Origin of the sequence: Kocuria sp. CPCC 205235 (genome assembly GCF_040980905.1) — a bacterium.
GTDB lineage: Bacteria > Actinomycetota > Actinomycetes > Actinomycetales > Micrococcaceae > Kocuria > Kocuria carniphila.
Map to the genome: position 1 here is coordinate 1 of NZ_JAVKPR010000026.1, position 25556 is coordinate 25556.

The following is a 25556-nucleotide window of genomic DNA, read 5'->3' on the forward strand; positions in this document are numbered from 1 at the left end:
GCCCGACGCACCGCGGTGGCGGTCTGGGTCAATCACTACAATTACCACCGACCCCATACCGCCTGCGGCGAGCAGCCCCCGGCCTCACACACCCCAGCCCGTGTCAACAACGTCACGCCCTCTTACAACTAGGCCGCCCGCATGGCCGTCACGCCACTCATCATGAGGCCACGTCAATCCGCCGGGAACTCGCACGGGTCCACCAATGCGCGGAAGGCTGGCCTCAGCGACCCGATGCCGCGTCGGCAAGATCGGTACTTTCGGCACCCGCTGGCACGAACGGCGTCGACCTTGAGGCATTGCCAGCCGCTCTCGCGTGGGAGATCGCCGTCTGCTGGAAACCAGAACCTTCATATGCTCGCGAGTTGGCGGAACAGATGCTCGCAGGCAAGGGAAGTCGCATGCTCTAAGGGTGCGTAGTCACATCCTCAATGTCGCCTCGACGTAGTCACGAATCGTGGGCAGGTCAAAGACCAAGGTGTCCCAAATAGCTCCATAATCGGTGCCTTCGCAATGATGTGCTAAGCAATCACGCATGCGCTTGATCAACAACCACGGCACGCTCGGGTGCGCCTGTCCGGTCGTCAGTCAGACGCACCAAGGTGGCCCAGACGTCACAACATATACTTCGTTGATGGGCAAATTCCTCGCGATTCTCCACGGTGGCGCCGACCCCGACAAGGACCAACTCACGGATGAGCAGCAGAGCGAGTTCATGACTGCGTGGGCCACCTGGGCACAGGCGCACGAGGAGGCTCTCCTTGATCCAGGCTCGCCGCTCTATCGAAAGAAACGAGTCACCTCGACCTACGTTGAGGATTTCGAGGACTCCAAGATTGCCTACGCCCTCGTAGACGCACCGTCCCACGATGCCGCCGCCCAAATGTTCAAGGACCATCCTCATGTGGGCCTGCACGATGGCAACTCAATCGAAGTCATCGAGTGCCCAGTGATCCCCAGTTGAATGTGTGTAGATGTCATGACTGATGTAATGCGAGCGGTGAAAGGGCGCACAACCCGATGGGCTCTAATCCGGCGAGATCACCGAGACCTGGGTTCGTGACATGGACGCACTGACCATTGCCCCCGGTCCCGGAATCCCCAGCGGCCTAACCATCCCCGCTGCGGACCTCACAGAGCAATTCGCTCGTTCATCCGGCCCCGGTGGGCAAGGGGTCAACACGACCGATAGCAAAGTGCAGTTGTCCGTCGACCTCGCGCGTGTAAGCGTTTTCAGCGAATCGCAACGGCAACGCGCGATTCAGAACCTCGAGCACCGGCTCTCCGGCACCGTCCTCATGGTCGAGGCCTCCGAGCAGCGTGCTCAGTTCCGAAATCGGACCCTCGCCCGGCAACGACTAGCAAACCTCATTCGGGAGGCGCTGGCACCTCCCCCGCCCGCCCGACGGGCCACCCGGCGCACCCGCGGATCAGTGCGCCGTCGGCTCGCGACCAAGCAACGCCGCTCCGAGATCAAGGCGACCCGGCGGCGTCCGAGGGGCGATTGACTGGTTCCGGGAGCTTCTACGGTAGGCCCGCCATCGGGCCGTTTGCAGTGGAGCAATACCCTCGAGTCGCTATCGAAGAGCACGCCGCTCAAGCCTCAGCTCGTACTGGCTTTGCAAGTTCATCCATAATTCAGCGAACGTCCCGAAGTACTTGGCCAACCGCACCGCCGTATCCGGGGTGCTGCCGCGCTTACGTTGCACGTTACAACCCGCACCCTTGACGTGCTGCGAATGCCAGATTCGTTGAGTGGCATGACTGCAGAACGATCTGATCAATTGGTCATGCAAAGGGGCATCGCGCCAATAGGGCTAGGCGTCAACCCGAAACCTCACTTGGAGGTTCTCGTTGGGCCACAGAGATCCGGCGGCATGGCCCATCAGGAGTTTCGGGTAGTAGGTCCATGCAAACCAAGGTGCTACGGGCGACCTCCCAAGTGATCCGTCGAGACATAGACCTCCGGCTGCCAGCGCCACTCCAAGAACTCTTCGTTGCGAAGGGCACGATCGGATGGCTGCAGTAGATAGAACCATGTAGCTGTAGTGCGCCGCGGCCCACACAACCCCTGGACGTACACCACGGAAACTTCGATCCGCCCAACCCACCACACCCGGATGTACATGCAAGGCAGCAAATGTCAGATGTTCCATAGTTCCCTGGCCCGCGCGCTCGTACCATCGGACGCAGGCACGAGTGTTGTTGACATATGTTCCGCCAACCAGATCAGCTGCCATTACGGCCATGATCATTGCAATTTTTCCGTTTGCCCCACGTCGCTTAGCCCGCAGCCCGGCTCCGATCAGTCCAATGACAGCGGAGCCAATGGCAATGCAGTTATCCACACGTGTCGCCTCAGGGCCCACAAAATTACCCCAAGCACGTTTGATCGATCTGAATAACTCGCTCATTTCGGGCCTCCAGCGGTCACCCCGTTATACCTCAACCCAATACCCCACCAACTTCCCTAGTCAAGCAACATCTGGATGACAAAACATGACCACTGAACCGTCCTGGGTATTGTTCCGGTCCGTTATTGAGAGGATTGGACCCATGCCCCAGAAGTATTTCGAGCCGTTTCGTGCCCGTGCGGTGCGGATGGGCCTTGATCGGTTGGAACACGATGATGCTCCTAGTCGGTACGTGGTGATCAAAGAGACCGCCCCAAGGCTGAACATTGCGGTAGAGACGCTGCGACGGTGGGTAGAACAAGCAGAGATTGACGCCGGTAAATGCCCGGGGGTCTCCAGCGACGCCCAGGCCGAGATCCGCCGACTCAAACGTGAGAACTCGCCAACTGTGGCGGCCAACGAGATTCTGAAGTCGGCCTCAGCTTAACTCGGACGCCGAGTCCTCCCGACCCACGACGAGATGATCGCGTTCATTGATCTGTATCGCGATCAGTTCGGGCTCACACCAATCTGTCGCACCCTGGGTGCCACAGAGTGTGGGTTCATCACTTCCCGCGGCTACCTTGCCGCTAAAACGCGGCCGGCCAGCGACCGGGCCATTCGTGATACGCAGCTGATCGAAGTCATTGCCCGGATCCACCAGGACTATTACTTGCGTCTACGGAGCCCGGAAGATCTGGCATGCGATGGCCCGGGAAGGCTGGCAGATCGGAGGTGACCAGTGCGCACGCTTGATGCGTAAGGCCGGGTTGGTCGGTGTGGTTCGAGGTCGCTGCCCACGAACCACCGTCGTCTCGAAGGCCGCCGATGCACGCGGGGGATCTGGTCAATCGGTGTTTTACCGCCACCGGGCCGAACCGGTTGTGGGTTGCTGACATCACCTATGTGCGCACTACCAGTGGGTTTTGCTACACCGCTTTCATCACCGACGTGTTCTCCGTCGCAGATTGTGGGATGGGCGACCAGGGCCACGTGCGCACCGAAGCGCTGCTCTTGGAAGCATTGGAACACGCCCTGAGCACGGCACAGGATCGGGCGCTGGATCAGTTGGTGCACCACAGCGATCGGGGCAGCCAATACGTCTCGATTCGCTACACCGAACACCTGGGCGAAGCCGGTGTGCAAGCCAGTGTGGGCTCCGTCGGAGACAGTTACGACTGTCAGTCTCTTTCTACCCGGTTCCGCAAGGATTGGGGAGTCCCGGCCGACGCGGTCTGACCCTTGCTTACGATTGGCCCGCAGGGTGCCTTTGCGTTGATCTGTCGACCGTCCGGCCGGGCACGCAGCAAGCGATGCCGCCGGATCGGGCGTGACCTAATAGGAGCCTGGAGCAGCATGTAGAGAGCGTCCCCGTGACAGTCCTGTCCACCCGCCGGCGACAGCGTGAGACCACGCTAACCGTCAAGGGAGACAGGCACGATGAGCACACTCGAAACCATCCACTCCGGGCACGTCGTCATCGGCGTCGATACCCACAAGCACATCCACGTCGCCGCGGTGCTCGACACCATCGGCGGCATCCTCGCTACCCTCACCGTTCCCACCGATACCGGCGGTTTCAAACAGCTTCTCACCTGGGCGGACTCGTTCGGGAAGATCGTCGCGTTCGGCATCGAGGGCACCGGCTCCTACGGCGCCACCCTCACTTCCTTCCTGCGCCGACACGGACACAAGGTCGTCGAAGCAGGACGCCCTGACCGCCGCCAGCGGCGCATGAACGGGAAGTCAGACACCCTCGACGCGGAAAACGCCGCCCGATCCGTGCTCGCGGGCTTCGCGACGGTCATCCCGAAGACCGCGGACAGCAGCGTCGAGATGATCAGGCAGCTTAAAATCGCGCACGATTCGGCGGTGATCGATCGGTCCGCCGCGATGATCTCGATGAAGGCGTTGCTCGTCCACGCCGACGACACACTGCGCCGGGAGACGAACCGGATGACGCCGATCAAGCTCGCTCGCCACCTCGCAGCACTGCGCCCTCGGAACCTCGAGACGCCCTCAGACTCTCTCCGCCATGCGCTGCGCTCCCTGGCCCGCCGATGGCAGCACCTGGACAGCGAAGCCAAGGAACTCCGGGCGTCGATCGAGGCGCTCGTCAATCGCACCGCACCGCAACTGCTGGAGCAGTTCGGCATCGGCGTCGATACCGCAGCCGAGGTCCTGATCGTCGCCGGCGACAATCCCGAGCGGATCCACTCCGAAGCCGCATTCGCGAAGCTCGCCGGTATCAGCCCCGTCCCGACCGGGTCCGGGATGACCAGCGGTCGACATCGCATCAACCATGGTGGGCACCGGCAGCTGAACGCCGCGATCTACCGCACCGTGATCGTCCGGATGAGGTTCCATGAGCCGACCATCGCCTACGTCGCGCGTCGGACCGCTGAAGGCAAGAGCAAGCGAGACATCATCCGTTGCTTGAAGCGCTACGTCATTCGCGAGGTCTACCACCTCATTAAGGTCAACCCCCGCACCGGTGAAATCGCGAGTTGACAACTATAGGAGCGTCAACGCCCTCATGGAGACCATCAACGGGTTGTTCAAGACCGAGTGCATCCGAACCACGGTCTTCCACCCCGGTCCCTACCGGACTCTCGCAGACGTCGAGTACGCGACCGCTGGATGGGTCGAGTGGTACAACAACCGCCGCCTCCACGGCACCCTCGGGATGCTCACCCCGGTAGAGTTCGAAACGCTCCACTATCAGGCCCTCACCCGAGAGCCCGCACCCACAAAGCAGCGGCAGAGAACCCGGGCCGATTCGGAGAAGCCGATAGGAGCACGCGAACTGACAACGCGGAAGGAGTCGACTTTTGACGACTCACAAGAGTGAACCCATCGGGACGACGCAAAGCCCGACGGGGGAGGTAGTGGTCGGGGTGATGGCCGATCCGGTCGCCACCACCCTGACAGTCGCGAAGCATCTCGAACGGGAACTGCCTGGCCTACTCGCCGAGCAGCTCTCTGACGGTCACTGGAGAGTAGAGGTGCACCGAGAGAGGCTGCCTCCCAGTGACGAGAAGCAGTTTGAGATGATGGACCTGGCAGCCGAGCGTAAGCGGGAACATGGCTGGGACCTCGCGGTATGCGTGACCGACCTCCCACTGATGATCGACCGGCGCCCCGTCGTCGCTGACGCCGACCACAGTCGGAACGTGGCGGTGGTTTCACTGCCGGCCTTCGGGGCCATGAGCCTACGAAGGCGAGTGTCAGAAGTGGTGACACAGGTCATTGGGGACATGCGCGGCGGGACCATTCTGAAGGACGGGTCCCAGGCGCATCGGCGGTCGCGGGTCCCGGCTCTGGGCGGCGCCTTCGAGTGGACGACCCCAGACCAAGACGGGGTCGACGTCCGTATCTTCGCGAACCGCGGGCGCCTGCGGCTGCTCGTGGGAATGGTCCGGGATAATCGTCCGTGGCGGCTGGTCTCCGGTCTCCGAGGGGCGCTGGTGGGAGCGTTCGCGTTCAGCGCGTTCTATCTGTTGAACGCCACGCTGTGGGAACTCGCACTCACCATGGCAGCGTGGCAGCTGGTCGCCGTCGTCGTTGCCTCAATTACGGTGATGATCACTTGGCTCATCGTCTATCACCGACTCTGGGAACGAGCCAAAGATCTGCCGCCGCAGGAACGTGAACGAACGGTGCTGTTCAACGCGTCGACTGTCTTGACCCTCGCTATTGGGCTGACGTGCGGCTATGCGGGGCTGTTCGTCCTGAACCTGACTGCCGCGCTGATCGTTTTCACTCCGGAGGTGTTCAGCCAGTACGCCGGAGGCGAATACGGACTGGGCGAGTATCTCCTGGTGACCCTGTTCGCGACCGCCGCTGCGACGATCGCGGGTGCGATTGGGTCTGGCTTCGAAAGTGAAGAGTCGGTGCTCGAGGCCGCCTATAGCTACCGGGAGCGCAAACGGCGCGAGGCGCGGCGCCGCTCACGCAGCGCAGAGAACAATGACAGCGCGGTCCACGACGCGGCGCAGAACGACGACACATCTCGTGCAGAGGACTCCGATGCAGGCCCGGACCACTGAGGAGGCAATAGGTCGGCGGTGGATGGTGCGGCTGAAGTTCTTGGCGTACGTAAGCCCTGCCCGAATGAATGCCCGCTGAGGGATCCCTCAACGAGCTAATACTTTCGTTTTTCGTACGACATAGAAGCGATCACCATAGCCATAGTGAATCGGCCGGGATTCTCTGCCGCTCGCCGGAAGGACCTGCTAGTGTTCTCCGAGGCGATCGTGTCCCAACTCACGGGCACCACGACAAAGGAAGAGGAGACATCATGAGCGTGACCAAGGGATTGCTGGTCAGGTTTGACGCGTTGCCCGGCAAGGAGGACGACGTGAAGGAGTTCCTTGACAGCGGCCGTGCGCTTGTTGAGGAAGAGCCGGCGACCACCGCGTGGTTCGCGATCCGCCTCGGGCCCTCCTCCTTCGGGATCTTCGACGTGTTCCCCGATGACGCCGGACGTGACGCTCACCTGTCCGGCCCTGTGGCGGTAGCTCTCGGCGAGCAGACCGGTGCGTTGTTCTCCGAACCGACGATCGAGAAGCTCGACGTGTTGGGCTCCAAACTTCCCGCCTGACACCACAGACCGGGAGTACTAACCCCGACATGAGGAGTCGTTGCGCGCGGTGACTTCGGGCTGACACAGCCCGTTGACGTCGTGGCAGCGGCCCCTTACTTTTGAGGTCTATCTCACATCCCTAACAGATCGAGGAACCGCGATGACAGGAACTGACGACGTTGCCCCGACGCGTTCACCCGAGGTAGCAGTGATCGGGGGCGGGATCGTCGGTCTGTCGACGGCGTACGCGCTGCGGGAGCAGGGCGTGCCGGTGCGCTTGTACGAGGCCGGTCTGCCCGGAGCGGGTCAGTCCGCGGGCGAGTCGCGGATCTTCCGGCATGCCCACGACGACCCGCGACTCGTCGCTTTCGCGCGCGAAAGCCGCGGTGTATGGGATGAGTGGGCCGAACACTTCGACGTCGAGCTGGTCTCATCAGACGGTGTCGTGGCGATCGGCGACAGCGCCCTGGCGCGGCTGCGGGTGCTCGACGAGGTCGGCGGCGTGGAAGCGCACGAAATCGATGCAGCCGAGCTCGCCCAGCGAATGCCGCTGCTCGCTGGGTACTCGGGGCCAGCGGTGCTCGACGAGTCGGGCGGCGCGATCCGCACCCGCGCCGCGATCACGGCACTCGCGGGTGCTCTCGCAGATGCCGTCACCACCGCAGAGGTCATCTCCATCGATCCCCGCGGCGATGGGACGGTCGAGGTGCGCAGCGTCACCGACCGGGCTGTCTACTCCAAGGTGGTCGTGTGCGCCGGCCGCGAAACCGCCCGCCTGGCCCGCAGTGTCGGCCTGTCGCTGCCGGTTCGCCTTGCCGCACACGTCCGGCTGACCTTCGACGTGAAAGCCGCCGCCCCGGCACGAGTCGCGTGCCTGCAGGACAGCAGCGGCGTCTTCGGCGAAGTCGGCGTGTACGCGACGCCGCTACCGGGCAACAGCAGTTATTCGGTCGGACTCAGCGACACCGTCGGCGTCCGCGACGACGGAACGTTCATCGACCCTGCGGCGATTCGATCGCTGGACGAACGCGCGCGCGAATACGTGACACGGGCGCTGCCCGGTCTCCACCCAGAGCCGCGCGACTTTCTTCACTGCTGGGTGACCGACCTCCCATGGAGCGAGGACGGCGTGGCCGTGTGGGAGGCAGACTCTGTCATTTTTGTGGCCGGTCACAATCTGTTCAAGCAGGCACCTTCGCTGGGTCGCGCTCTTGCCCGGGCTGCGACCGGCGGCGGTCTCGCCGCCGACCTCACGCCCGCCGCTCGCCTCGGCGAAGCCCTGCGATAGTTCGCCTGCCCCCAGAACGGACGCACTCAATGGGTAAACGTCTCCTCGTCGAGGACAACGGCAGCCCGCCCTAGGTCAGCCCAAAAGCCGCGGCTGGACAGCAGCCACAGGCTCAACCACCTTGTCATGGGGTGTCTTCATCGTGAGGATCGGTACGCGGAGGTGCCGCAGCGGGATCCGTTGCTGCGGGATCCGCTCGCGGTGCGACCCGGCGCGGGATGATGAAACCGCGTCGCAGTGCGGGGTTCGGACCTAGCCGTCAGGTTGTGAATCGGCCCGGGTTTGATGCCGCTGCTGTTTGAGTCCGGAAGGATGGGCAGCATGCCGAAGGCGGTGCCGGTAATGGTCTGCGCTCCGTCCGGGTCGTCGGCCGCCGGCGAACCACGGAGGTCCAGGGCAGGCAGCGGGGTCGTTCCTGTGCCGGCATCGTAGCGCGGGCGCGCCGGGGTCAGCGCAACCAGAAATCGGTGCGGGCCTTTGGAAGCTAGCCCACGCCATCTACACATGCGGCAAGAAAAACGGGACTGCCGCACGATCAGGTCAAGATGCCACCTATCCATGCGGCAGTCCCGAAATGCGCCCGAAATCGATCGTGACTTGCAGCTTTACACGTTGAATCTAAACTCGACCACGTCGCCGCAGCTACCAACCTCAGCGGACACTGGTCCGCGAGTCGCTGGCCTGATCGCGGGATAACCAGCGGCGAAGCACGTCGATCCACTCGTCGAAGGCGTCGAGGTGCGCATCATGGCTGCCGCCGGAGAGATCGACTCTGACCGTCTCGGACCTGCGCCGGATCAGCTCGTCCTTGTCGGCATCGCTGAACATCCCGTGCTTGGCGAAAATCGCGAGCGTCGGAACCTGCAGAGCTTCCCACTCGTCCCAGCGCGGTTCATGCACAGCCTCGATCGTGCGTTGCATGACCGCGGAGTCGAAACGCGGGACGAGCCCATCATCCGTCGACTGGAGATCCGCCACCCAGGCATCAACGATCGCGTCATCACCGAGGAACTCGCGGGCAGCGGCCTCTCCCCGGAACGGAACCGGCCAGGACGCGAAGTACGCGCCGAGACCAGCAGCCTCGCGCGGATCGTCGCTCCCCGACACATGACCTTCGAGCATCACGAGCCCCTCGACCAGGTCTGGATGCGCTGCTGCTGCGAGAAAAGCAGTGTGGGCTCCCATCGACTGCCCGACGAGCGTCGCTCGACGTCCTGGGGCGAGCTCCTCGATCGCCGCCACGACGTCGCCGACGAAGGCGTCACGGGATAGATCATCGGGAAGCCGCGTGCTCGCACCGTGCCCTCGCTGGTCCACGATCAGGACCCGATGATCCTGCAAGGCTCGCGCCGTGCGCAGCAACTCCCTCGAACTCCCGGCAAGCCCGTGCAGCAGCACGACGACAGGGCCGTCGCCGCCGAGGTCGGTGACGGCGATACAGACGCCTCCGGGGCGCTGCACGACGCAGCTGGTCACGCGACCTGCAGCGGCGCGATCGCCGCGATCTGCTCACCTGCTGCGTCCTCGGCGCGGTCAAGCTCGTAATGGCTCTGCAGGTTGATCCAGAACTCGGCCGAGGTGCCGAAGTACTTCGCGAGCCGCAGCGCCGTGTCTGCGGTGATCCCTCGCTTGCCGTGCACGATCTCGTTGATCCGTCGCGGCGGAACGCCGATGGATACGGCGAGCTTGTTCTGCGTGATGCCGAAGCCCTCGATGAAGTCCTCCATGAGCACCTCGCCCGGGTGGATCGGCTCGATCTTGTCAGTGGTAGTCAACGATCTGCACCTCCTCTGGTCCGGCGGCGGTCCACACGAAGCAGATCCGCCACTGGTCGTTGATCCTGATGCTGTGCTGCCCGGCACGGTCGCCCTTGAGAGCTTCGAGGCGGTTGCCGGGTGGGACACGGAGGTCCTCGATGGACTCCGCGGACCCCACCTGACGAAGCTTGCGCAATGCGACTCGATGGATCCTCGGATCAATCGACCTCACGCGTTCACGACGCCACAGCCGTTCGGTCTCCTTGTCGCCGAACGATCTGATCACGGAACCAGTATATAACGGCGAGCGTCATTAACGCTATACGTTAAACCGGAACTCCACCACATCCCCATCAGCCATCACATAATCCTTACCCTCAATACGCACCTTGCCCGCAGCCTTGGCATCAGCCATGGAGCCTGCGGCAACCAGGTCGTCGAAGGACACGACTTCAGCCTTGATGAAGCCGCGCTCGAAGTCCGTGTGGATCACCCCGGCAGCCTTGGGTGCGGTGTCGCCCTTGTTGATGGTCCAGGCGCGGGATTCCTTGGGGCCGGCGGTGAGGTAGGTCTGCAGACCCAGAGTCTGGAAACCGGTGCGGGCCAGCTTGTCCAAGCCGGATTCGTCCTGTCCGGACATTTCCAGCATCTCGCGCGCTTCCTCATCGGAGAGCTCCACCAGGTCGGACTCGAGCTTCGCATCCAGGAACACCGCCTGCGCCGGCGCGACCAGATCAGACAGCTCCTGCTGCTTTTCGGGCGAGTCCAGCACGCCCTCATCGGCATTGAACACGTAAATGAACGGCTTAGCGGTCAACAGGTTCAGCTCGCGCAACTGATCGAGTTCGAGCTTCTCGGGGCCGGCAGCCTCGAAAATCGTGCGGCCTTCCTCGAGCACCTTCTGCGCGGCCTGGTAGGCGGCGAGCTGCTCGGGCGAACCCTTCTTGATCTTGACCTGCTTCTCCAGGCGCGGGATCGCGTTCTCCATGGTCTGCAGATCGGCCAGCACCAGCTCGGTGTTGATGGTCTCCATGTCGGAGGCGGGGTCGATCTTGCCGTCCACGTGGATCACGTCCGGGTCGTCGAACGCGCGCACCACCTGGGCGATCGCGTGCGCCTCACGGATGTTGGCGAGGAACTGGTTACCCAGACCCTCACCCTCGGACGCGCCCTTCACGATGCCCGCAATGTCCACGAAGGACACGGTCGCGGGCAGAATGCGCTCCGAGCCGAAGATCTCGGCGAGCGCGTTCAAGCGCGGGTCCGGCAGGTTCACCACACCAATGTTCGGCTCGATGGTCGCGAACGGATAGTTCGCGGCGAGCACCGTGTTCCGCGTGAGCGCGTTGAACAGCGTTGATTTACCGACGTTGGGAAGACCGACAATTCCAATAGTAAGAGCCACGGTAGGACAGTCTACCGCCGCCCACAGACACTCGCAGACCACCGGACACACGTGAATACTGGGTCATAACGACGCCGCTCCAAGCCTTGGCGGCGCCGCCCACCAATTGTTTGGAGGCACCTCGTGAACTTGGCAGAACTCATCACCGGAGTGACCCGCACCGTGACGACCCAGGGGTCCCATCACACCGTGCAACTGGAGCACATCTATGAAGCCTCCCCAGAGGAGATCTGGGACGCCATCACCCAGCCGCAACGCCTCGAAAAATGGTTCGAACCCACCGAGGGCGAACTCATCGAAGGCGGCCGCTACCAACTGACCGAGAGCGGCACCGAAGGCACCATCCAACGCTGCGACCGCCCACGATCGGTGAACATCACCTGGGAGTACGACGGCGACGAAAGCGCCGTTCAGGTCACCCTGCAACCACTGGAGGGCGGCACTCACCTGACCATTCGCCACACCATGGAAGAAAACGACCACTGGCGCACCTACGGTCCCGCCGCCACGGGAATCGGTTGGGAGAGCAGCCTCGTGTCACTCGCGCTGCATCTCAATGCCGCGTCCAGCGACATCCTCCAGGATCTGTGCAATTTCGCGGGCTCGACCGAGGGCCACACCTACACGGACGACGCCGCAGACGCCTGGAAAACCGCCTACGTCCAGTCCGGCGCGGACGAAAATCAGGCCCAGCAGCAGGCCATCAAAACCGCCGCCTTCTACAAAGGCACGGAGTAAGTCAGGCTTTCGGATCAATCGACCGATACATCAACGCCACCTATAGAGGCCCAACGGAGAGTACTCAACCCAGCTGATCCAACAACCGCTCCGCGACCGGGATCCACTGCGGCCTGAACGCGTACACGCACACCAGCCGCGCCCGAGTCGCCTCACCGTAAACCTCCATGCGGTGCGCATCGGCCCCCACCGCGCGCGCCGCCTCCGCAATCGCAACCCGCGCCACGTAGGCCATGTCCTCGCTGAGCAGCCCTTGCATCACCCGCAGGTCGACATGCACGTCCAGATTCGCCAAGTCCAGCTCACGATCGGCCAGTACAGCGGTGTCGAAATCGAGCAGTCCCATGCGTCGGTTACCGCAGTCGAACAGCATTTGCCCGTCGTGCAGATCGCGATGCGCCGGAACGAGCTCGCTTCGCGCACTCCCCCGGGAGGGTTCGTCCAAGGTCAGCAGCGCCTCCCGGATTCGCCCCTCGACCTCGGTCAAACGATCCGCATATCGATCGGCCAGCTCGCCCGGGTCGTGTTCGCGCACGTTCCCGAACCACGTAGCAACCACGTCGGCCTCCGCCGCGGCGTCGTGCACCTGCCACTCTTCGGACCCGCGGACGTCGCTCTGGGCCATTCGCGCCCACGCCGCCGACCACTCGTCCCACGCGAGTTCCCAGCAGTCCTGTTCCAGTTCCATCATGGGTTGGCCGGGCACCGTGCTCAGCGTCACCGAATGCTCGGTAGTCTCCAGTACCTCCGGCACCGAGAACCCCGCTGCCCCGGCGAGCGCGCCCATCGTGGTGGTGGCCGCGGCGACGTCGGCGGATTTACCGGCGCGCAAGTGCTTGACGAAACCCCGCGATGTCCGTTCAACGGCGCGTTTACCCGCCCGATGAACAATGAGATCGCCACCAGGCTGCAGCGACGGCAGTTTGCGGTCCTTGGCGTACGGCGCCAATTTCACACCGAACTCGGGGTCCTCCTTGACCGCGCGAATCCGCTGGAGCGAATCGCGACACTCATAAATCCGTTCCCCCTCTTTCCCCGGCCATGAGCGACGCACAATTAATCGTTCACCATTGATATCGAATTGCATTGGAGCTTGTGAGTGCTCCGCCCCCGGCGCCCGCTGGGGCGCTATCCCCGTCATGTCATTCCACCTTGCCCCGCAGCACGGCGTGCGCGAGATCAACGCGCTGCCGTGCGTGATTGACGCAATCCGGATCCAGATTGCGAAACGCTTCGGTCACTCGCAAAAGCACATGGAACGCCGTCCACGCGCGCACGGATTCGTCCGTGACCACCCCCGTGCCGGGTACACGACGATACGCCTCAGCCAGGGCCATCGCAGTAGATGAATCGCGACCACTCAATAGCTCCACGGCCGCGAAATCACCCAGGTCGTAACCAATGGGTGCCATCTTCATGCGGTCGAAATCGATGAGGAGCGGCGCGCCGTCTTCCCCGAGCACCACCTGATCTGCGGAAAGATCCCCGTGGGAGAGCACCGCGGCGCCAGGATTCTCGGCGATGGCCCGCAGTACGTCGTCGGCCACGGTCTCGAATCGACCCCGCAAATCTGCCAGGAAACATGTCAGCCCGTTGGCCGCACCCTGCAGGGCGGTCACAGGATTCACGCCCGGCACGGCCAGTTTTTGGCCGAGTGCCCCGGGCATGCCCGAGTGCAGCACCTCCTGCGTCATGGACACCAACGCAGCCGGGTCGATGTTGTGCAGCCGGGTGACCGCCTCAGCCACCGCCGGCAAGAGATCGCTTGGCGAGAGCGCTACCGTTGCCGCAGCACCGGTCGCCGAACCACCGGAGACCTTGTCGCCCGCTGCGCCTGAATCAGACGTCGTCACGCCCGACACCGCGCCGCCCGTCGCCGCAACATCTGCAGCCAGCCGTTCCGTGAAATCTCCCCCGGTGATCCACGGTTGCTCGATGCTGTGCTGGGTCATCCCCGTCACCGGCAGTACGGGCGCACCGAGCTGATGCAACGCCGACAGCAACGGCGCCGTGGCGGGAGGTTCCGCCCACACGCGCACCACGGAAGACTCGCCGGAATCGCCGGCGCGCTTGAACACCACACGACGCCACGGGTTGTAGCTGAGCACGGTCCCGTCAACCTGCCCACGCGGGTCCACGGCCTTGATCTCCGCAAGCGCCTTGAACAACATGCGGTCCAAGCCGATCGGCCCGCAGAACACGCTGGTACGCGGATCGTCCGGCAGCAGCGCGGTGAACAACGGGTACCCGGTCTGGTCAGCGCGCTTGAGCAGTTTGCCGGCCTTGTTCGTCTCGCTCGGGGCGTACGCGGCGAACCACCAAGGCTGGCTTGCGGCCCCGGAACGGTCGCGAGCGGCGTCGACAATCCGCGCCACCGCGGAGGTCTCCGGCTTGAAGCGAAGGTGCTCGATGACCGGCTGGGCCATGCCCGTGTTGGCGACCAGCGTGGCAAGGGAACGGGCATCCGATTCCGAGCCGGGCCGGGCATACAGAGCATTGAGGACGGGTGTTTTCAGTGCCTGGCTCATGAGACCTCCGTTGCGTTGCGCTGGGTCTTGACCCACGCGGCGAACCGGCCGGAGTGTTCCGTCATGAGTTCGGCGGGAGTACCGTCCAGTTCGATATTTCCGTTCTCGATCCACAAGACACGGTCCGCGTCCAGCGCCAGGTGCGCATCGTGGGTGATGGCCACGGTCGTGCGATCCACGGTCAGGTGATCGATTGCCTTGAGGACCGCCGACGTCGCCGCGGGGTCCAGTCCCGTCGTGGCCTCGTCCAGAACCACCACCGGCGAATCACGCAGCAGGGCACGAGCCACCGCAATGCGCTGACGCTGACCGCCGGACAGGGTGCCGCCGCGCTCGCCCACGTAGGTGTCGTAGGCCTCGGGCATCGCGCAGATGAAGTCATGTGCGTAGGCGCGACGAGCGGCCTCCTGCACTTCTTCGTCGGTGGCGTCCAAGCGGCCGTAGCGAATGTTGTCGTTGATGGTGCCGGAGAACAGCACGGTCTCCTGGGGCACCAGGGCAATGTGCGAGCGCAGGCTCTCCAGTGTGATGTCGCGGATATTGGTGCCATCCAGGCAGACCTTGCCCTGATCGGGATCGATCAGTCGAGGCAACAACTTGCTGATCGTGGACTTACCGGCACCCGAAGGACCGACCACGGCCACGCGCTGACCCGCCGGAATCTCCACGTCCACACCGCGCAGAATGGGATCGCCGGGGTTGTAGCCGAACCAGACGTCGCGCAGTGCCAGCTCGCCGCGAGCGTAGGCCAGCGGCTTGGCGTTCGGATCGTCACCGATGTCCACGGGCACGTCCAGGACATCGGCAATGCGTTCACCGGAGGCCGTGGCCCGGGCGATGCGGCCGGTGTACTTGGCCAGGTCGCGCAGGGGCTTCATTGCGGTCTTGAGGTAGGTCAGGAAGATCACCAGGTCACCGGGACTCATCCCGCCCTGCACCACGCGCCACCCGCCGCCGCCAAGCACGAGCGCGGTGGCCACACCCACGATCACGTCCGTGCGGCGCTCGAGTCCGGCGGCGAGCTTCTTGGCCTGCACGCCGTCTTTGAGGGTCTTCATGTTGGAGCCGGAGAAGTTCTTGCTGATCTCACCGTGCAGGCTGTAGGCGTGCACCACGCCGATCGCGCCCAAGGACTCCTGGGCGATGTTGGCCAACTGGCCCTCGCCCTTACGGGTCCGGCGAGACGCCTCGGTAATGCGCGTGGTTGAGCCCTGAGACGTCACCCAGTAGGCGATCGCAGCGAGCACCACCACGCAGGCCAGACGGGCATCCAGTACGAACATCACCACGGCCATGACGAGCAGCGTGATCACGTTGGCGATCAGTGGCAGACCCGCGGTCACAGCCACGTCCTGCAGCTTGCCCACGTCACCCACCAGGCGTTGCACCAGGTCACCGCGCTTACTCGTGGCGTGATAGCCGTCCGAGAGCGACTGCACGTGGGAGAACACCGAGGCGCGCAGCTTGGTGGCCACCCGCGATCCGACCAGGGCGAAGCACACCGTGGCCAGGTAATTCGACAGCGCCCGCAGTCCCACGATCAGCACCACCGCCGCGGCACACGCGACCAGCAGGCTCGCGGTGGCGGCGGGGGCACCCGGGATGGTCGCGCCCAGCTGGGCGGTCACGGCGTCCACCACGAACTTGGTGGGCCACGGTTCGAGCACGCGGAAGGCCACCTCGAACAGCAGCGCGGTGATACCACCGGACATCAGCCACTTCTGGCCGCCCAGGTGCGGTCGAACGATCTTGAGGGTCCGGCGCAGGGCTCCGGGATCGACCTTGCCCGCCTTCTTGGATTTTGAGCTCACGGTGCGCCGCCGTCTCCGGCCGCGACCGCGGCGGTCTCGGGAGCGCTCTCGATCTCGGAAGCGGCGGTCTCGGCGGGCTGGGTCACGACGCCGCTCAGGATCGTGTCCACGGCCTTGGACCAGCTGTGCCGCGACACGGCCAGGGCTCGCGCGTTGCGTGCCATTCCGTCGCGGCGTCCGGTGTCGACCACGAGCTCGTCGATCGCGTCCGCGAGCGCTTGCGCGTCCGACGGCGCCACGAGCACCCCGGCGTCCGTGCCGTCCAGGATCTGCGGGATCTGTCCGATGGCCGAGGCCACCACGGGAAGCCCCGCGGCGAGGTATTCGTACACCTTGAGCGGGGAGAAGTAGGAGTCCTCGGCGGCCACGGCCGGGTAGGGCGCGGTGGCGATCGAGCAGGCGGTCAACAGTCCGGGAACGGCCTCGGGAGTCACAGCACCGGTGAACGAGACGCGGTGCTGCAGCCCAGCGTCCTTCACGCGAGCGCGCAGGGTTTCCCCCTGCGGTCCGTGGCCGATGATGCGCAGGTCCCAGTCCTGCCGGGCCAGTGCCACGGCCTCCACCAGGGTTTCCACGCCGTGCCACGGCTTGAGCGTGCCCACGAACGCCACGGTCGGGCGGTCGTGTTCCAGGGGATCCTCGCCGGGAGCGATGCGATCCGTGTTGACCCCGTTGGGCACCACGGTGACGTCCGCTCCCCCGGTGGTTCCGGCCACCCAGTCCGCGACCATGGCGGAGACGGCAATCGTGTGCGCGGCGGCCGAGGTCTGTTCCACGAGCGCGCGGTGCGCCAGCTTCTCGTCCACCAGGTGACGGTGCGTGCGCTGTTCGTCGATGAGCGGCGCGTTGACTTCCAGGATGCCGGGGATACCGGCGGGCGCGACCTGCGCGAGCGCCGTCGAGAACAAGGAGTACCGCTCGTACACCAGGTCGAAGCCACCGGCGGCGATCTGGAACGCGAATTCGGAGCCGACGGCGTGCTGGGCGGCCTCGCGCTCGGCGGTCTCCTTGGTTTTGATGGGCCGGTGGACGACCTCCACGCCGTCCAGGTCCGCGGGCATGTCGTCCCCGGTGCGGGTTGCGAAAATCGTGACGTCCGCGCCGCGGCGGATGAATTCCCGCACCACTTCCTGCACGTGCACGGAGGCGCCCTTGGTCCCGAACACCGGGATGCCCGGGTCCACGCACACGTACGCGATGCGCTTGCCCTGCAGGTCCATGACGGGCGGGGTGGTCGCGGCGTCGGCGCGTTCGCTCGTCCGGGGAACGGACGGCACGGCGGGTTCGACGACGTCTTCGAACCGACCGTCCTCCAGGGCCACGAGTGTGCGGGCCTGGGAATGCGAGTCGAAGCGGTTGTCGATGTGGCGGCGACCGGCGGCGGCCATGGCCTGGCGGTCGAAGGACGGGTCAGCGATGGTTGCCAGCGCGGAAACCAGCTCGTCCACGTCGCCGGGGGTGTGCAGGAATCCGGTGACACCGTGTTCGATGGCCTCCGGAATACCGGTGACGGTCGAGGCGACACAGGGAACGCCGCTGGCCATGGCCTCGAGCAAGACGGTGGGCAGGCCGTCGGCATTGCCGTCCGCACCGATGATGGAGGGCGCATCAAAGACATCGGCCCAGGCGAGCAGGTCACGGACCTCCTGTTGGGTGCGAGCGCCCAGCAGGGTGATCACGTCACCGAGCCCGGCAATGTCGATCGCGGTCTGAACTCGGGTGAACAGAGCACCCTCACCGGCGATGCGCACCTCTATCGGGATCCCTTGTGCCACGAGCCTGCCTGCGGCGGCGACCAGGTCGAAGAACCCCTTCTTCTCCACCATGCGGCCCACCGCGGCAATCCGCAGCGGCCGGGAGCCATTCACGGCAGCGGGCGGCGCGTACGGGAAACGCTCCAGTTCCAGCCCGTTGTAGACCAGGTGCAGTTTGTCCGCGTGGTCCGGGTATTGGGTAGCCAAGTGATTCAGGTTGTACTCGGAAATCGTGATGACGTGGTGCGAGCGCGCCAAGGTGCGGCCCAGTCGGGCGGGCACCACGGACTCGTGGAAGATGTCCTTGGCGTGAGTGGTCACGGAGTATTCGATATCCGCCAACAGTGCGGCGACCTCGGCGGTCTGACCCGCGAGCGTGGCGAAGTGGGCGTGCAAGTGCGTGATGCCGCGGCGAGCGACCTCGCACGCGAGGTGAATGGCCTGGTGGACGTCGGCGGCGTCGTAGGTGGCCAGCTCGGGGAGCAGCTCAGCATAACGGCGGGCGAAACCGGGGATCGTGGCGGTCGCGTCGGCGAAGAGCGCCCAGGCGTCAGAAAGTTTGTACGGCTTGGGGAGGAACGTCACGGCCGCCTGCACGCGCGCGATCTCGGGGTGGAACCGGGTGTCCGAGGTGGGGCGCAGGGCGAAGATTTCGAGGGACTCGCCCGCGGCTTCGCGGGCGAGAATCTCGGTGACAATGAAGGTTTCAGAAAACCGCGGGTACACCTTGAGCACATAGGCGGTCTTGCGCGCCGGGCGGGCGGTGGCGGACTCAGACTGCTGCATGGTTGACTCCTGCTGCTTCGAACGAGTGGGCCGGAACGGTCACCGCGTTGCGGGTAACCCCCGCGGGATCGGCATCTGCGGCAATCCCTGCATTTGAAGAATAGCCAGCCACGATGTTGGCGTCCGGAACCGGCAGCGGTGCTACAGACTTATCGGTCAACCACGCGAGATCCGCGGCCAGGTCCACCACACGGTCCAGCCCGTTGAGCCCGAGCTCCTCGCGGGCTGCGCGCTGCTTCTCCCGGATGGCCGGATTGGCCACGGCCTCCGCCAACCACTGACCGATGGTTTCGCTGGTGGCTTCCGAAGGATCTACCCAATCAATGGCCCCGGTCTCCCCCAGCCCACGAGCGCGGATGATCTGCTCCGTGCGCGGGGTGGTACGCGGGACCAACAGCGCGGGGGTGTCCGTGGACAGCGTCTCGGCCACGGTGTTGTACCCGGCCATCGACACCACGGCGTCCGCGGAGGCCACGTACGACATGCCGTCCGAGACCTTGTTGGTGACCTTGGTGGACGGTCCTGCGACGGCCTCCACCTCGTGGCGCTCGGCGGAGGGCATCTGCGGGCCGGTCACCACCAGGTGTTGCACGCCGGCCGGGACGGGAGCCGCAGCTGCGGCCTTGGCCACGTTCACGCCGTCGGAACCGCCGCCGAGCATGGTGAGCACGAACGGCTTGATGGTCGCGTTGTGGCGGCCACTGAACTTGCGACCGCTCGAGAGCAGGCCCGTGTAGTCGACCATCGGTGCGAATTCCGCGGGCAGCTCGCCGGTGGCCAGCGGGTCGTGGATGTCGCGGTCCCCGTAGACCCACACACGATCGAACAGGTCGGTGACGGACTCCACGCCCACGCGCTTCCATTCCTCGGCGGCAACCTCGGGAGCGTCCAGGACCTCGCGCAGCCCCAGGACGAACGTGGTCTCCGGCTTCACGGCCTTGAGCTCCCGCAGCGGCTTGATCAGCTCGCCGTCGATGCCGAACGGGTGACGGTCCACGATCACGATGTGCGGGCGGAAGGCATCCAGCGCGCCACCGATCACGGAGGAACGGATGTCGAACAGTCGCTCGCTCTTGACGCCCAGGTGACGGGCCTCGTACCTACCGCTCTTCTTACGGATGCCGGGGACGACCAACCAGTCGAATCCCTTGGGGCAGCGGTAGGAGGTGGCTGTGCGCTCGCCGGTGATGAGCAGCCCGGACAGCTTGCGACCGGTCAGCTCGGGCAGCGCGTCGGACAGTGCCTGCGCGATGGCGAGGTTACGGCGGGTGTGGCCCAGACCCAACGAATCGTGTGAGTAGAGAGCGATCCGCAACTCCTGGGAGTGATCTGCAGTGTCCATCTGTTTACCTCACGTTCGAGCCGGCTGGTGAATCCGCCGACGGCTGTCCTGATAGCCCAAGACTAAGAATCGGGTGTGAATCGGACGTGAGACGTTCATGAGAAAGTTCTCATGTGTTACCCGTCGGTTGCCTACCGGCCAATGGCCCAGCATCGCGGGCACATTCGAGGGCGCACCCATGACGTTTGTCACGCGTGAGTCGTGACGTTCGGCAGTTCTGCGTGGCGTGTTTTCCCGCGAATCTAAAGGTATGAATCCTCCAGTTGCCCCTTCCTCAGCTCGACGAGCCACTTCCACGACCGCTCCGCTCGCCCCGGCCATCGAGTGCTCTCACGTTCATCAGGTGTTCCGGACTCGCAAGGAGACGGTGCACGCCGTCAACGACGTGAACCTGCGCATCGAGCGCGGTGAGATCGTGGCCCTGTTGGGACCCAATGGCGCCGGCAAGACCACACTTCTGGACCTGGCCCTGGGTATGAACAACCCGGGAGAAGGCACGGTCGCGGTCTTCGGACACAGCCCGCGCGAGGCCGTCTCCCGCGGCTTGGTGGGTGCCGTCCAACAAACGGGTGGCCTTCTCGCGGACTTGTCTGTGCGCGAAACGGTGGTGATGATCGCGTCGCTCTACCGCGAGCACATGCCCGTGGACGAGGCGCTGGAACGCGCCGGAGCGGCGTCGTTCGCGAAACGCAAGATCGCCAAATGCTCGGGAGGTCAGCAGCAGCGCGTTCGCTTTGCCCTGGCTCTGCTCCCTGAGCCGGATCTGCTGATTCTCGACGAGCCCACCGCCGGCATGGATGTACAGGCCCGACAGGAATTCTGGGACACCATGCGCGCCGAGGCCCGCGAGGGCCGCACCGTGGTGTTCGCTACCCACTATCTGCAAGAGGCCGAAGACTTCGCCCAGCGCGTGGTGCTTCTTGACCGCGGAGCGGTGCATCACGACGGCACGGTGGACAGCTTCCGATCCGCTTCCACGCATCAAACGGTGTCGTTCGACTGGCCCGGCGCGACGCCGTTGCCGGACCTTCCCGGCGTCACGCACCTTGATTGGAAGGGCGCCCGCGTCACCGCACAAACACACGACTCGGATCAACTGGCACGCGTGCTACTGACCGAAACGCCCGCCAACGAACTGGAAATCTCCCGCGGTGGCCTGGAAGAGGCCTTTACAGCGCTCGTGAACCGTTCTTCCGAGCACTGAAACCAGCAGAACTGATAACCAGGATCGACAAGGAATTCATTATGAATCTCACGTACACACTCCATGACTTCTGGCGCCAGGTCCGCGCCTTCGAGAACATGTTCTTCATCGCGATACTGCCCGCGGCATTGTTCATCATGTTCGGTGTCACCCAGGGCTGGTCCGACGAATCCTCGGGCCATGGCAATGTCTCCGCCTACCTGATGGTCTCCATGGCCGCGTACGGCGCGGTCACCGCAACCACCTCCATTGCGGGCAGCGCCGCCGTGGAGAGGATGCAGGGCTGGGGCCGACAGTTGGCCATGACGCCCATGGGAACGGGCGGATACGCCGCCACCAAAGTGATCGTCGCGATGACTGTGGCGGTGGTGCCGGTGATCATCGTTTATTTGGCCGGTGTCCTCACCAATTCGGTCATGGACGATGTGTGGCGCTGGTTCGCAACCGCCGGCATCGTCATTGCCTGTTCCGTGGTCTTTGCGCTCTACGGTCTGGCCGCAGGACTGTTGTTCCGCTCGGACGGCGCGGTCAGCGCCGCCACCGGCCTGCTGGTGGTGCTCGCCTTCCTGGGCAACGTGTTCATGCCGTTGTCCGGTTCGTTACTGGACTTCGCCCGCTTCACGCCCTTGTATGGAATTGTTGGACTTGCCCGCTACCCCATTACCGAAGGCTGGGTGGTTTCCGTGGACGGCGCCGCCGAACAGGACAGCGTCTGGATGCTGCTGGCCAACGTGGGTGTGTGGACCGTGATTTTCGCCGCCATCGCCCTGTTCGCCGCGCGGAAAGCAACGGCCCGCAAATGAGCACAGTGACGATGAATACTCAGACCGAGAAAGAAACGTCGGCCGAAAATCCCGCCGAATGGCCCTCCGGCTGGCCCGATGTCCTGTTCGCCTCCGTGTGGCTGGTGTTCCTCATCTTCCCCGTGACCCGCGTGTGGTCAAGCCCTGCGGACGATGGCCTCAAGGTCATGGCACTCATCGGGCTGGGGCTCTTCGCCGTTTTGTACGTCATCTCGTGGATCAAGGAATACCTGTTCCCCGAGCACAGTGAGCGATTCAACGCCCTGGTGTGGTGCTTGATTCTCCTGTTGCCCGTGGCCTTGGTGATTCCTGCGGGCGGGCTCGCCGCGACTTATGTCAGTCCGTTCTTCGTAGCGGTCTGTGTGTTCCGTATGTCCATGAAGGAATCGCTCCTCGCTGCCGCGGTTATTGCGATTCTCGCGCTCACACCGTGGTTGATGTTGACCGCGCGAGAGGATTGGATCTGGCCGATCATCGGCATCGGGCCCTCGTGGATGCTGCTTCTGGTCTCCCGCTGGGTAGTCGAACGCTCCGTGGCTCAGGAGCAGCTACAGCGCGAACTCAAACTGGCTCAGCAGCGCGAGTCCGTGGGCCGCGACGTCCACGACATCCTGGGCCATTCCCTCACCGTGGTGTCCATGAAGGTCCAGCTGGCCAAGCGCCTCATGGCCACGGACCCGGAACGAGCGGCCCAAGAGCTCGACGACGTTCTGGTCCTCACGCGCGATTCCCTCACCGATGTGCGCTCCACGGTGGGCAAACTGCGCGAACCCGAGCTGAGCGTCCAATTGGTTCAGACTCGGGCCGCACTGCGCTCCGCGGGCATCACCCCGCATCTGCCCAGTACAGTTCCGTCGATTGAGGCTCCCTGGCGTTCCACGTTTGCGTGGATCCTTCGTGAGGCCGTGACGAATGCGGTGCGCCACTCGTCCGCTACTTCGTGCTGGGTCACGCTCACCTCGACCACCCTGACCATCACCGACGACGGCGCTGGGTTGAGTTGCGAGCGCGACGGCGCGGACGCGGCGGCGTCGTCGATGTCCGGCAATGGCCTGCGAGGCATGCGGGAACGAGCCGAGAAAGCCGGGCTTAAATTGACCGCGACATCGCCCGTGGAGGGCAAGGACCAAGGAACGAGAATCGTGGTGGAACCGGCATGAAGACCATCTCCGTAGTGATTGCGGATGATCAGGCGTTGGTGAGGGCCGGGCTGGCTGCCCTGCTCGAGCTGGAACCGGACATCTCGGTCGTGGCGCAAGTGGGCAATGGTCGAGAAGCCGTGGACGCCGTGGCCGCGCAGGACATCGACGTGGCTCTGCTGGACATCGAGATGCCGGTGCTCAACGGGTTGGATGCCACGCAGGAGATCGCGCGCGGGGGCAGCGGAACCAAGTGCCTGATCGTGACCACCTTCGACCGCCCCGGATATTTGCGCCGGGCCCTCGATGCGGGCGCCAGCGGATTCGTGGTGAAAGATACGCCCGCAGAACAGCTGGCCGAGGCCATTCGACGCGTGCACGCGGGGCTGCGTGTCATCGACCCGCAGCTTGCGGAGGAATCACTGGTGGCCGGCTCCAATCCGCTGACACAGCGCGAACAGGATGTGTTGCGAGAATCTGCGCAGGGGGCGTCCGCGAAACAAATCGCCGCCTCACTGCATTTATCTCCGGGCACAGTGCGGAATCACTTGTCCTCAGCCATTGGTAAGACCGCCGCACACAACCGGTCGGAGGCCGCGTCGAGGGCGTTGCGCAACGGCTGGATCTAGGGTCCGATTACTCCCACGACAGCCCCGCTCGCCGGAGCGTCGGTGGAGGCCCGAGCAGATCCTTATGAATGTCAGAGGAGTCTGAAACAGTTCCCCCATGGACGGTTCCGGGATGTCTCAGGTGTGGTGGTTGTGGGCGTTGCTCGCCCTGGTGGTGGGCCTTGGGCTGGGTGCGGCCGTGGGAATGTCCGTGGCCGGTCGACGGACGCGTCGGATCGAGACAGAGGTCGACGAGCTGCAGGCCGAACGGCTCAGCGCCTTGCAGGAAAGTGCCGCGGCACGCGAGGCCAAGGAGCAGCTCGAAAAGCACGTGGCCACATTGGAAGCTCGGTCTTTTCAGGACCAGAACGTGCTGCAGGCGTTGGCTCCGCTCAACGATCAACTGCGCACCGTGGGCCGTCATGTCACCCAGCTGGAACGCGACCGCTCAGAGCAGTTCGGTGCGGTCAGTCAGGCGCTGGATGCGGCACGCAGCACGGATGCGCAGTTGCTGGAAGCCACTGGTTCGTTGTCGTCCTCCCTGCGTTCCACCACTGTGCGCGGTGCCTGGGGAGAAATGCAGTTGCGCCGCGTGGTGGAGGCGGCCGGAATGCTGCGGCACGTGGACTTCACAGAACAGGACTCCCGCACCACAGACCGCGGCGTGCAGCGCCCAGACATGATCGTGAAGCTGCCGGGCGGGCAGTCGATCGTGGTCGATGCCAAGGCACCCATGAATTCCTACCTGGACTCCCAGGCTGTCCTCGCCGATGGGTCACCGGAGAACGAGCAGCGCCGGGCGCAGCTCTTGAAAGCGCACTCCAAGGCCCTGCGAGCGCACGTGGACGCCCTGGCCACCAAGCAGTACTGGACGGGTAACGACGGTTCCCCTGAGCTCGTGATGTGTTTTGTTCCGGTGGAATCGGCCTTGGCCGCCGCACTGGACACCGATGCCGCTCTGCTGGAACACGCGTCCCGGAACAACGTGGCGTTGGTGTCCCCGGTATCGCTCATGGCGTCGCTGAAGGCCGTGGCATTCAGCTGGCGGCAGGCCACGCTCACGGACAACGCACGCGAGTTGTACCGGCTCTCGCGGGAGCTCTACGACCGCATGGGGTCCGTGGGGAAGCACCTGTCTGACATGGGTGGATCGCTGCGCCGTTCGGTGGATGGCTACAACAAACTCGTGGGCTCGCTCGAGACCCGTGTGCTGCCTTCGGCCCGCAAGATCGCGGCACTTGATCCCACCGATAATGACTCAACGGGGCTCGAAACCAAACCGGTCGAAACCATGCCCCGGGCCGTCACCGCCACCGAATTCGTGCTGGACAGCACCAATGACCGAGGTGATGAGACTCGCCCGGGCGAGAACAACGCCCGGGCCAGCTGATCACCTGATAGCGGTTCAGTTGGTC

26 protein-coding genes and 2 pseudogenes are annotated in these 25556 nt (G+C 64.4%); 17 read left to right on the forward strand and 11 right to left on the reverse strand.

The features are described 5' to 3' along the window. Positions 1–132, forward strand: a 132-nt coding sequence (locus tag RF638_RS13690) for an integrase core domain-containing protein (protein WP_368842268.1), incomplete at its 5' end; no start/stop codon positions are given. Positions 133–420: 288 nt separating this feature from the next. Here RF638_RS13690 and RF638_RS13695 read toward each other — a convergent pair. After that, entirely contained in the window at positions 421–537 is a 117-nt protein-coding gene (locus RF638_RS13695; RefSeq protein WP_368630100.1) for a hypothetical protein, read from the reverse strand. Between the two features lie 97 nt (positions 538–634). Here RF638_RS13695 and RF638_RS13700 point away from each other — a divergent pair, with 97 nt between their 5' ends. Further along, the gene (locus tag RF638_RS13700; RefSeq protein WP_095797544.1) at positions 635–964 is read left to right on the forward strand and encodes a hypothetical protein; all 330 of its coding nucleotides are present in this window, start codon (positions 635–637) and stop codon (positions 962–964) included. Between the two features lie 100 nt (positions 965–1064). Beyond that, positions 1065–1508: an alternative ribosome rescue aminoacyl-tRNA hydrolase ArfB gene (gene arfB / locus RF638_RS13705; RefSeq protein WP_368842249.1), complete on the forward strand. Its 444-nt coding sequence runs from the start codon at positions 1065–1067 to the stop codon at positions 1506–1508. 69 nt (positions 1509–1577) lie between these two features. Here arfB and RF638_RS13710 read toward each other — a convergent pair. Next, a pseudogene (locus RF638_RS13710) lies at positions 1578–1700 on the reverse strand (transcriptional regulator); the annotation flags it as partial. Between the two features lie 856 nt (positions 1701–2556). On the opposite strand from RF638_RS13710, the gene RF638_RS13715 reads away from it, so the two are divergent. The 8 genes and pseudogenes from RF638_RS13715 (at position 2557) to RF638_RS13750 (ending at position 8266) form a co-directional block, all read left to right on the forward strand. Then, complete coding sequence (locus tag RF638_RS13715; protein WP_016997267.1) at positions 2557–2841, forward strand: transposase; 285 nt, start codon at positions 2557–2559, stop codon at positions 2839–2841. A gap of 199 nt (positions 2842–3040) precedes the next feature. Next, positions 3041–3289, forward strand: a complete 249-nt coding sequence (locus RF638_RS13720; protein ID WP_368842250.1) for an IS3 family transposase — start codon at positions 3041–3043, stop codon at positions 3287–3289. Beyond that, entirely contained in the window at positions 3222–3632 is a 411-nt protein-coding gene (locus RF638_RS13725; protein ID WP_368842251.1) for a DDE-type integrase/transposase/recombinase, read from the forward strand. The genes RF638_RS13720 and RF638_RS13725 overlap by 68 nt, the downstream gene beginning before the upstream one ends. A 201-nt stretch (positions 3633–3833) precedes the next feature. Then, the gene (locus RF638_RS13730) at positions 3834–4904 is read left to right on the forward strand and encodes an IS110 family transposase (RefSeq protein ID WP_368630164.1); all 1071 of its coding nucleotides are present in this window, start codon (positions 3834–3836) and stop codon (positions 4902–4904) included. Between the two features lie 16 nt (positions 4905–4920). Next, positions 4921–5103: pseudogene (locus tag RF638_RS13735) on the forward strand (integrase core domain-containing protein); the annotation flags it as partial. Between the two features lie 121 nt (positions 5104–5224). Further along, on the forward strand, positions 5225–6442 hold the full coding sequence (locus RF638_RS13740; RefSeq protein WP_368842252.1) for a hypothetical protein: 1218 nt from the start codon (positions 5225–5227) through the stop codon (positions 6440–6442). A 251-nt stretch (positions 6443–6693) separates the two neighbouring features. Next, positions 6694–6996, forward strand: coding sequence for a putative quinol monooxygenase (locus tag RF638_RS13745; protein WP_094450912.1), 303 nt, complete (start codon positions 6694–6696; stop codon positions 6994–6996). 142 nt (positions 6997–7138) lie between these two features. Further along, the gene (locus RF638_RS13750; protein WP_193554326.1) at positions 7139–8266 is read left to right on the forward strand and encodes an FAD-binding oxidoreductase; all 1128 of its coding nucleotides are present in this window, start codon (positions 7139–7141) and stop codon (positions 8264–8266) included. Between the two features lie 651 nt (positions 8267–8917). Here RF638_RS13750 and RF638_RS13755 read toward each other — a convergent pair. Genes RF638_RS13755 through ychF form a run of 4 tightly spaced genes read right to left on the reverse strand, consistent with a single transcriptional unit; the run spans position 8918 to position 11428 of the window. Beyond that, positions 8918–9742 carry an alpha/beta fold hydrolase gene (locus RF638_RS13755; RefSeq protein WP_095796344.1) on the reverse strand — a complete coding sequence of 275 codons (825 nt, stop codon included), beginning with the start codon at positions 9740–9742 and terminating at the stop codon, positions 8918–8920. Then, positions 9739–10041 carry a HigA family addiction module antitoxin gene (locus RF638_RS13760; protein WP_095796343.1) on the reverse strand — a complete coding sequence of 101 codons (303 nt, stop codon included), beginning with the start codon at positions 10039–10041 and terminating at the stop codon, positions 9739–9741. The genes RF638_RS13755 and RF638_RS13760 overlap by 4 nt, the downstream gene beginning before the upstream one ends. Continuing rightward, positions 10028–10309, reverse strand: a complete 282-nt coding sequence (locus RF638_RS13765) for a type II toxin-antitoxin system RelE/ParE family toxin (protein ID WP_044496366.1) — start codon at positions 10307–10309, stop codon at positions 10028–10030. Before RF638_RS13765 ends, RF638_RS13760 begins: the two co-directional genes overlap by 14 nt. Before the next feature lie 33 nt (positions 10310–10342). After that, positions 10343–11428 carry a redox-regulated ATPase YchF gene (gene ychF / locus RF638_RS13770; protein ID WP_368842253.1) on the reverse strand — a complete coding sequence of 362 codons (1086 nt, stop codon included), beginning with the start codon at positions 11426–11428 and terminating at the stop codon, positions 10343–10345. A gap of 123 nt (positions 11429–11551) precedes the next feature. On the opposite strand from ychF, the gene RF638_RS13775 reads away from it, so the two are divergent. Continuing rightward, entirely contained in the window at positions 11552–12166 is a 615-nt protein-coding gene (locus tag RF638_RS13775) for an SRPBCC domain-containing protein (RefSeq protein WP_368842254.1), read from the forward strand. A gap of 64 nt (positions 12167–12230) precedes the next feature. Here RF638_RS13775 and RF638_RS13780 read toward each other — a convergent pair whose 3' ends face one another. The 5 genes from RF638_RS13780 to RF638_RS13800 form a co-directional block, all read right to left on the reverse strand. After that, positions 12231–13121, reverse strand: coding sequence for a phosphotransferase family protein (locus RF638_RS13780; protein WP_368842255.1), 891 nt, complete (start codon positions 13119–13121; stop codon positions 12231–12233). A gap of 187 nt (positions 13122–13308) precedes the next feature. Beyond that, positions 13309–14694: a phosphotransferase family protein gene (locus RF638_RS13785; RefSeq protein WP_368842256.1), complete on the reverse strand. Its 1386-nt coding sequence runs from the start codon at positions 14692–14694 to the stop codon at positions 13309–13311. Beyond that, entirely contained in the window at positions 14691–16505 is a 1815-nt protein-coding gene (locus tag RF638_RS13790) for an ABC transporter ATP-binding protein (RefSeq protein ID WP_368842257.1), read from the reverse strand. Before RF638_RS13790 ends, RF638_RS13785 begins: the two co-directional genes overlap by 4 nt. Then, positions 16502–19045 (reverse strand): glycosyltransferase family 4 protein, encoded by a 2544-nt coding sequence (locus tag RF638_RS13795; RefSeq protein WP_095796323.1) that lies wholly within the window; start codon positions 19043–19045, stop codon positions 16502–16504. Before RF638_RS13795 ends, RF638_RS13790 begins: the two co-directional genes overlap by 4 nt. Beyond that, a complete protein-coding gene (locus RF638_RS13800) occupies positions 19032–20387 on the reverse strand; it encodes a glycosyltransferase family protein (protein WP_095796322.1) in 1356 nt (451 codons plus the stop codon). The genes RF638_RS13795 and RF638_RS13800 overlap by 14 nt, the downstream gene beginning before the upstream one ends. 367 nt (positions 20388–20754) lie before the next feature. Between RF638_RS13800 and RF638_RS13805 the strand changes: the two genes are divergently transcribed. The 5 genes from RF638_RS13805 (at position 20755) to rmuC (ending at position 25531) form a co-directional block, all read left to right on the forward strand. After that, positions 20755–21591 (forward strand): ABC transporter ATP-binding protein, encoded by an 837-nt coding sequence (locus RF638_RS13805; protein WP_095796321.1) that lies wholly within the window; start codon positions 20755–20757, stop codon positions 21589–21591. Between the two features lie 41 nt (positions 21592–21632). Further along, a complete protein-coding gene (locus tag RF638_RS13810; RefSeq protein ID WP_095796320.1) occupies positions 21633–22394 on the forward strand; it encodes an ABC transporter permease in 762 nt (253 codons plus the stop codon). 11 nt (positions 22395–22405) lie between these two features. Then, entirely contained in the window at positions 22406–23554 is a 1149-nt protein-coding gene (locus RF638_RS13815) for a sensor histidine kinase (protein WP_095796319.1), read from the forward strand. Next, entirely contained in the window at positions 23551–24162 is a 612-nt protein-coding gene (locus RF638_RS13820) for a response regulator transcription factor (protein WP_344223957.1), read from the forward strand. The genes RF638_RS13815 and RF638_RS13820 overlap by 4 nt, the downstream gene beginning before the upstream one ends. A gap of 97 nt (positions 24163–24259) precedes the next feature. After that, positions 24260–25531 carry a DNA recombination protein RmuC gene (gene rmuC, locus RF638_RS13825; protein WP_368629516.1) on the forward strand — a complete coding sequence of 424 codons (1272 nt, stop codon included), beginning with the start codon at positions 24260–24262 and terminating at the stop codon, positions 25529–25531. Positions 25532–25556: the final 25 nt, after the last annotated feature.

Coding starts and splice junctions, on each gene's coding strand:
- RF638_RS13695 (WP_368630100.1), bottom strand. CDS start 537: ATGCGTGATTGCTTAGCACATCATTGCGAAGGCACCGATTATGGAGCT.
- RF638_RS13700 (WP_095797544.1), top strand. CDS start 635: ATGGGCAAATTCCTCGCGATTCTCCACGGTGGCGCCGACCCCGACAAG.
- arfB (WP_368842249.1), top strand. CDS start 1,065: ATGGACGCACTGACCATTGCCCCCGGTCCCGGAATCCCCAGCGGCCTA.
- RF638_RS13715 (WP_016997267.1), top strand. CDS start 2,557: ATGCCCCAGAAGTATTTCGAGCCGTTTCGTGCCCGTGCGGTGCGGATG.
- RF638_RS13725 (WP_368842251.1), top strand. CDS start 3,222: ATGCACGCGGGGGATCTGGTCAATCGGTGTTTTACCGCCACCGGGCCG.
- RF638_RS13730 (WP_368630164.1), top strand. CDS start 3,834: ATGAGCACACTCGAAACCATCCACTCCGGGCACGTCGTCATCGGCGTC.
- RF638_RS13745 (WP_094450912.1), top strand. CDS start 6,694: ATGAGCGTGACCAAGGGATTGCTGGTCAGGTTTGACGCGTTGCCCGGC.
- RF638_RS13750 (WP_193554326.1), top strand. CDS start 7,139: ATGACAGGAACTGACGACGTTGCCCCGACGCGTTCACCCGAGGTAGCA.
- RF638_RS13785 (WP_368842256.1), bottom strand. CDS start 14,694: ATGAGCCAGGCACTGAAAACACCCGTCCTCAATGCTCTGTATGCCCGG.
- RF638_RS13795 (WP_095796323.1), bottom strand. CDS start 19,045: ATGCAGCAGTCTGAGTCCGCCACCGCCCGCCCGGCGCGCAAGACCGCC.
- RF638_RS13800 (WP_095796322.1), bottom strand. CDS start 20,387: ATGGACACTGCAGATCACTCCCAGGAGTTGCGGATCGCTCTCTACTCA.
- RF638_RS13810 (WP_095796320.1), top strand. CDS start 21,633: ATGAATCTCACGTACACACTCCATGACTTCTGGCGCCAGGTCCGCGCC.
- RF638_RS13815 (WP_095796319.1), top strand. CDS start 22,406: ATGAATACTCAGACCGAGAAAGAAACGTCGGCCGAAAATCCCGCCGAA.
- RF638_RS13820 (WP_344223957.1), top strand. CDS start 23,551: ATGAAGACCATCTCCGTAGTGATTGCGGATGATCAGGCGTTGGTGAGG.
- rmuC (WP_368629516.1), top strand. CDS start 24,260: ATGGACGGTTCCGGGATGTCTCAGGTGTGGTGGTTGTGGGCGTTGCTC.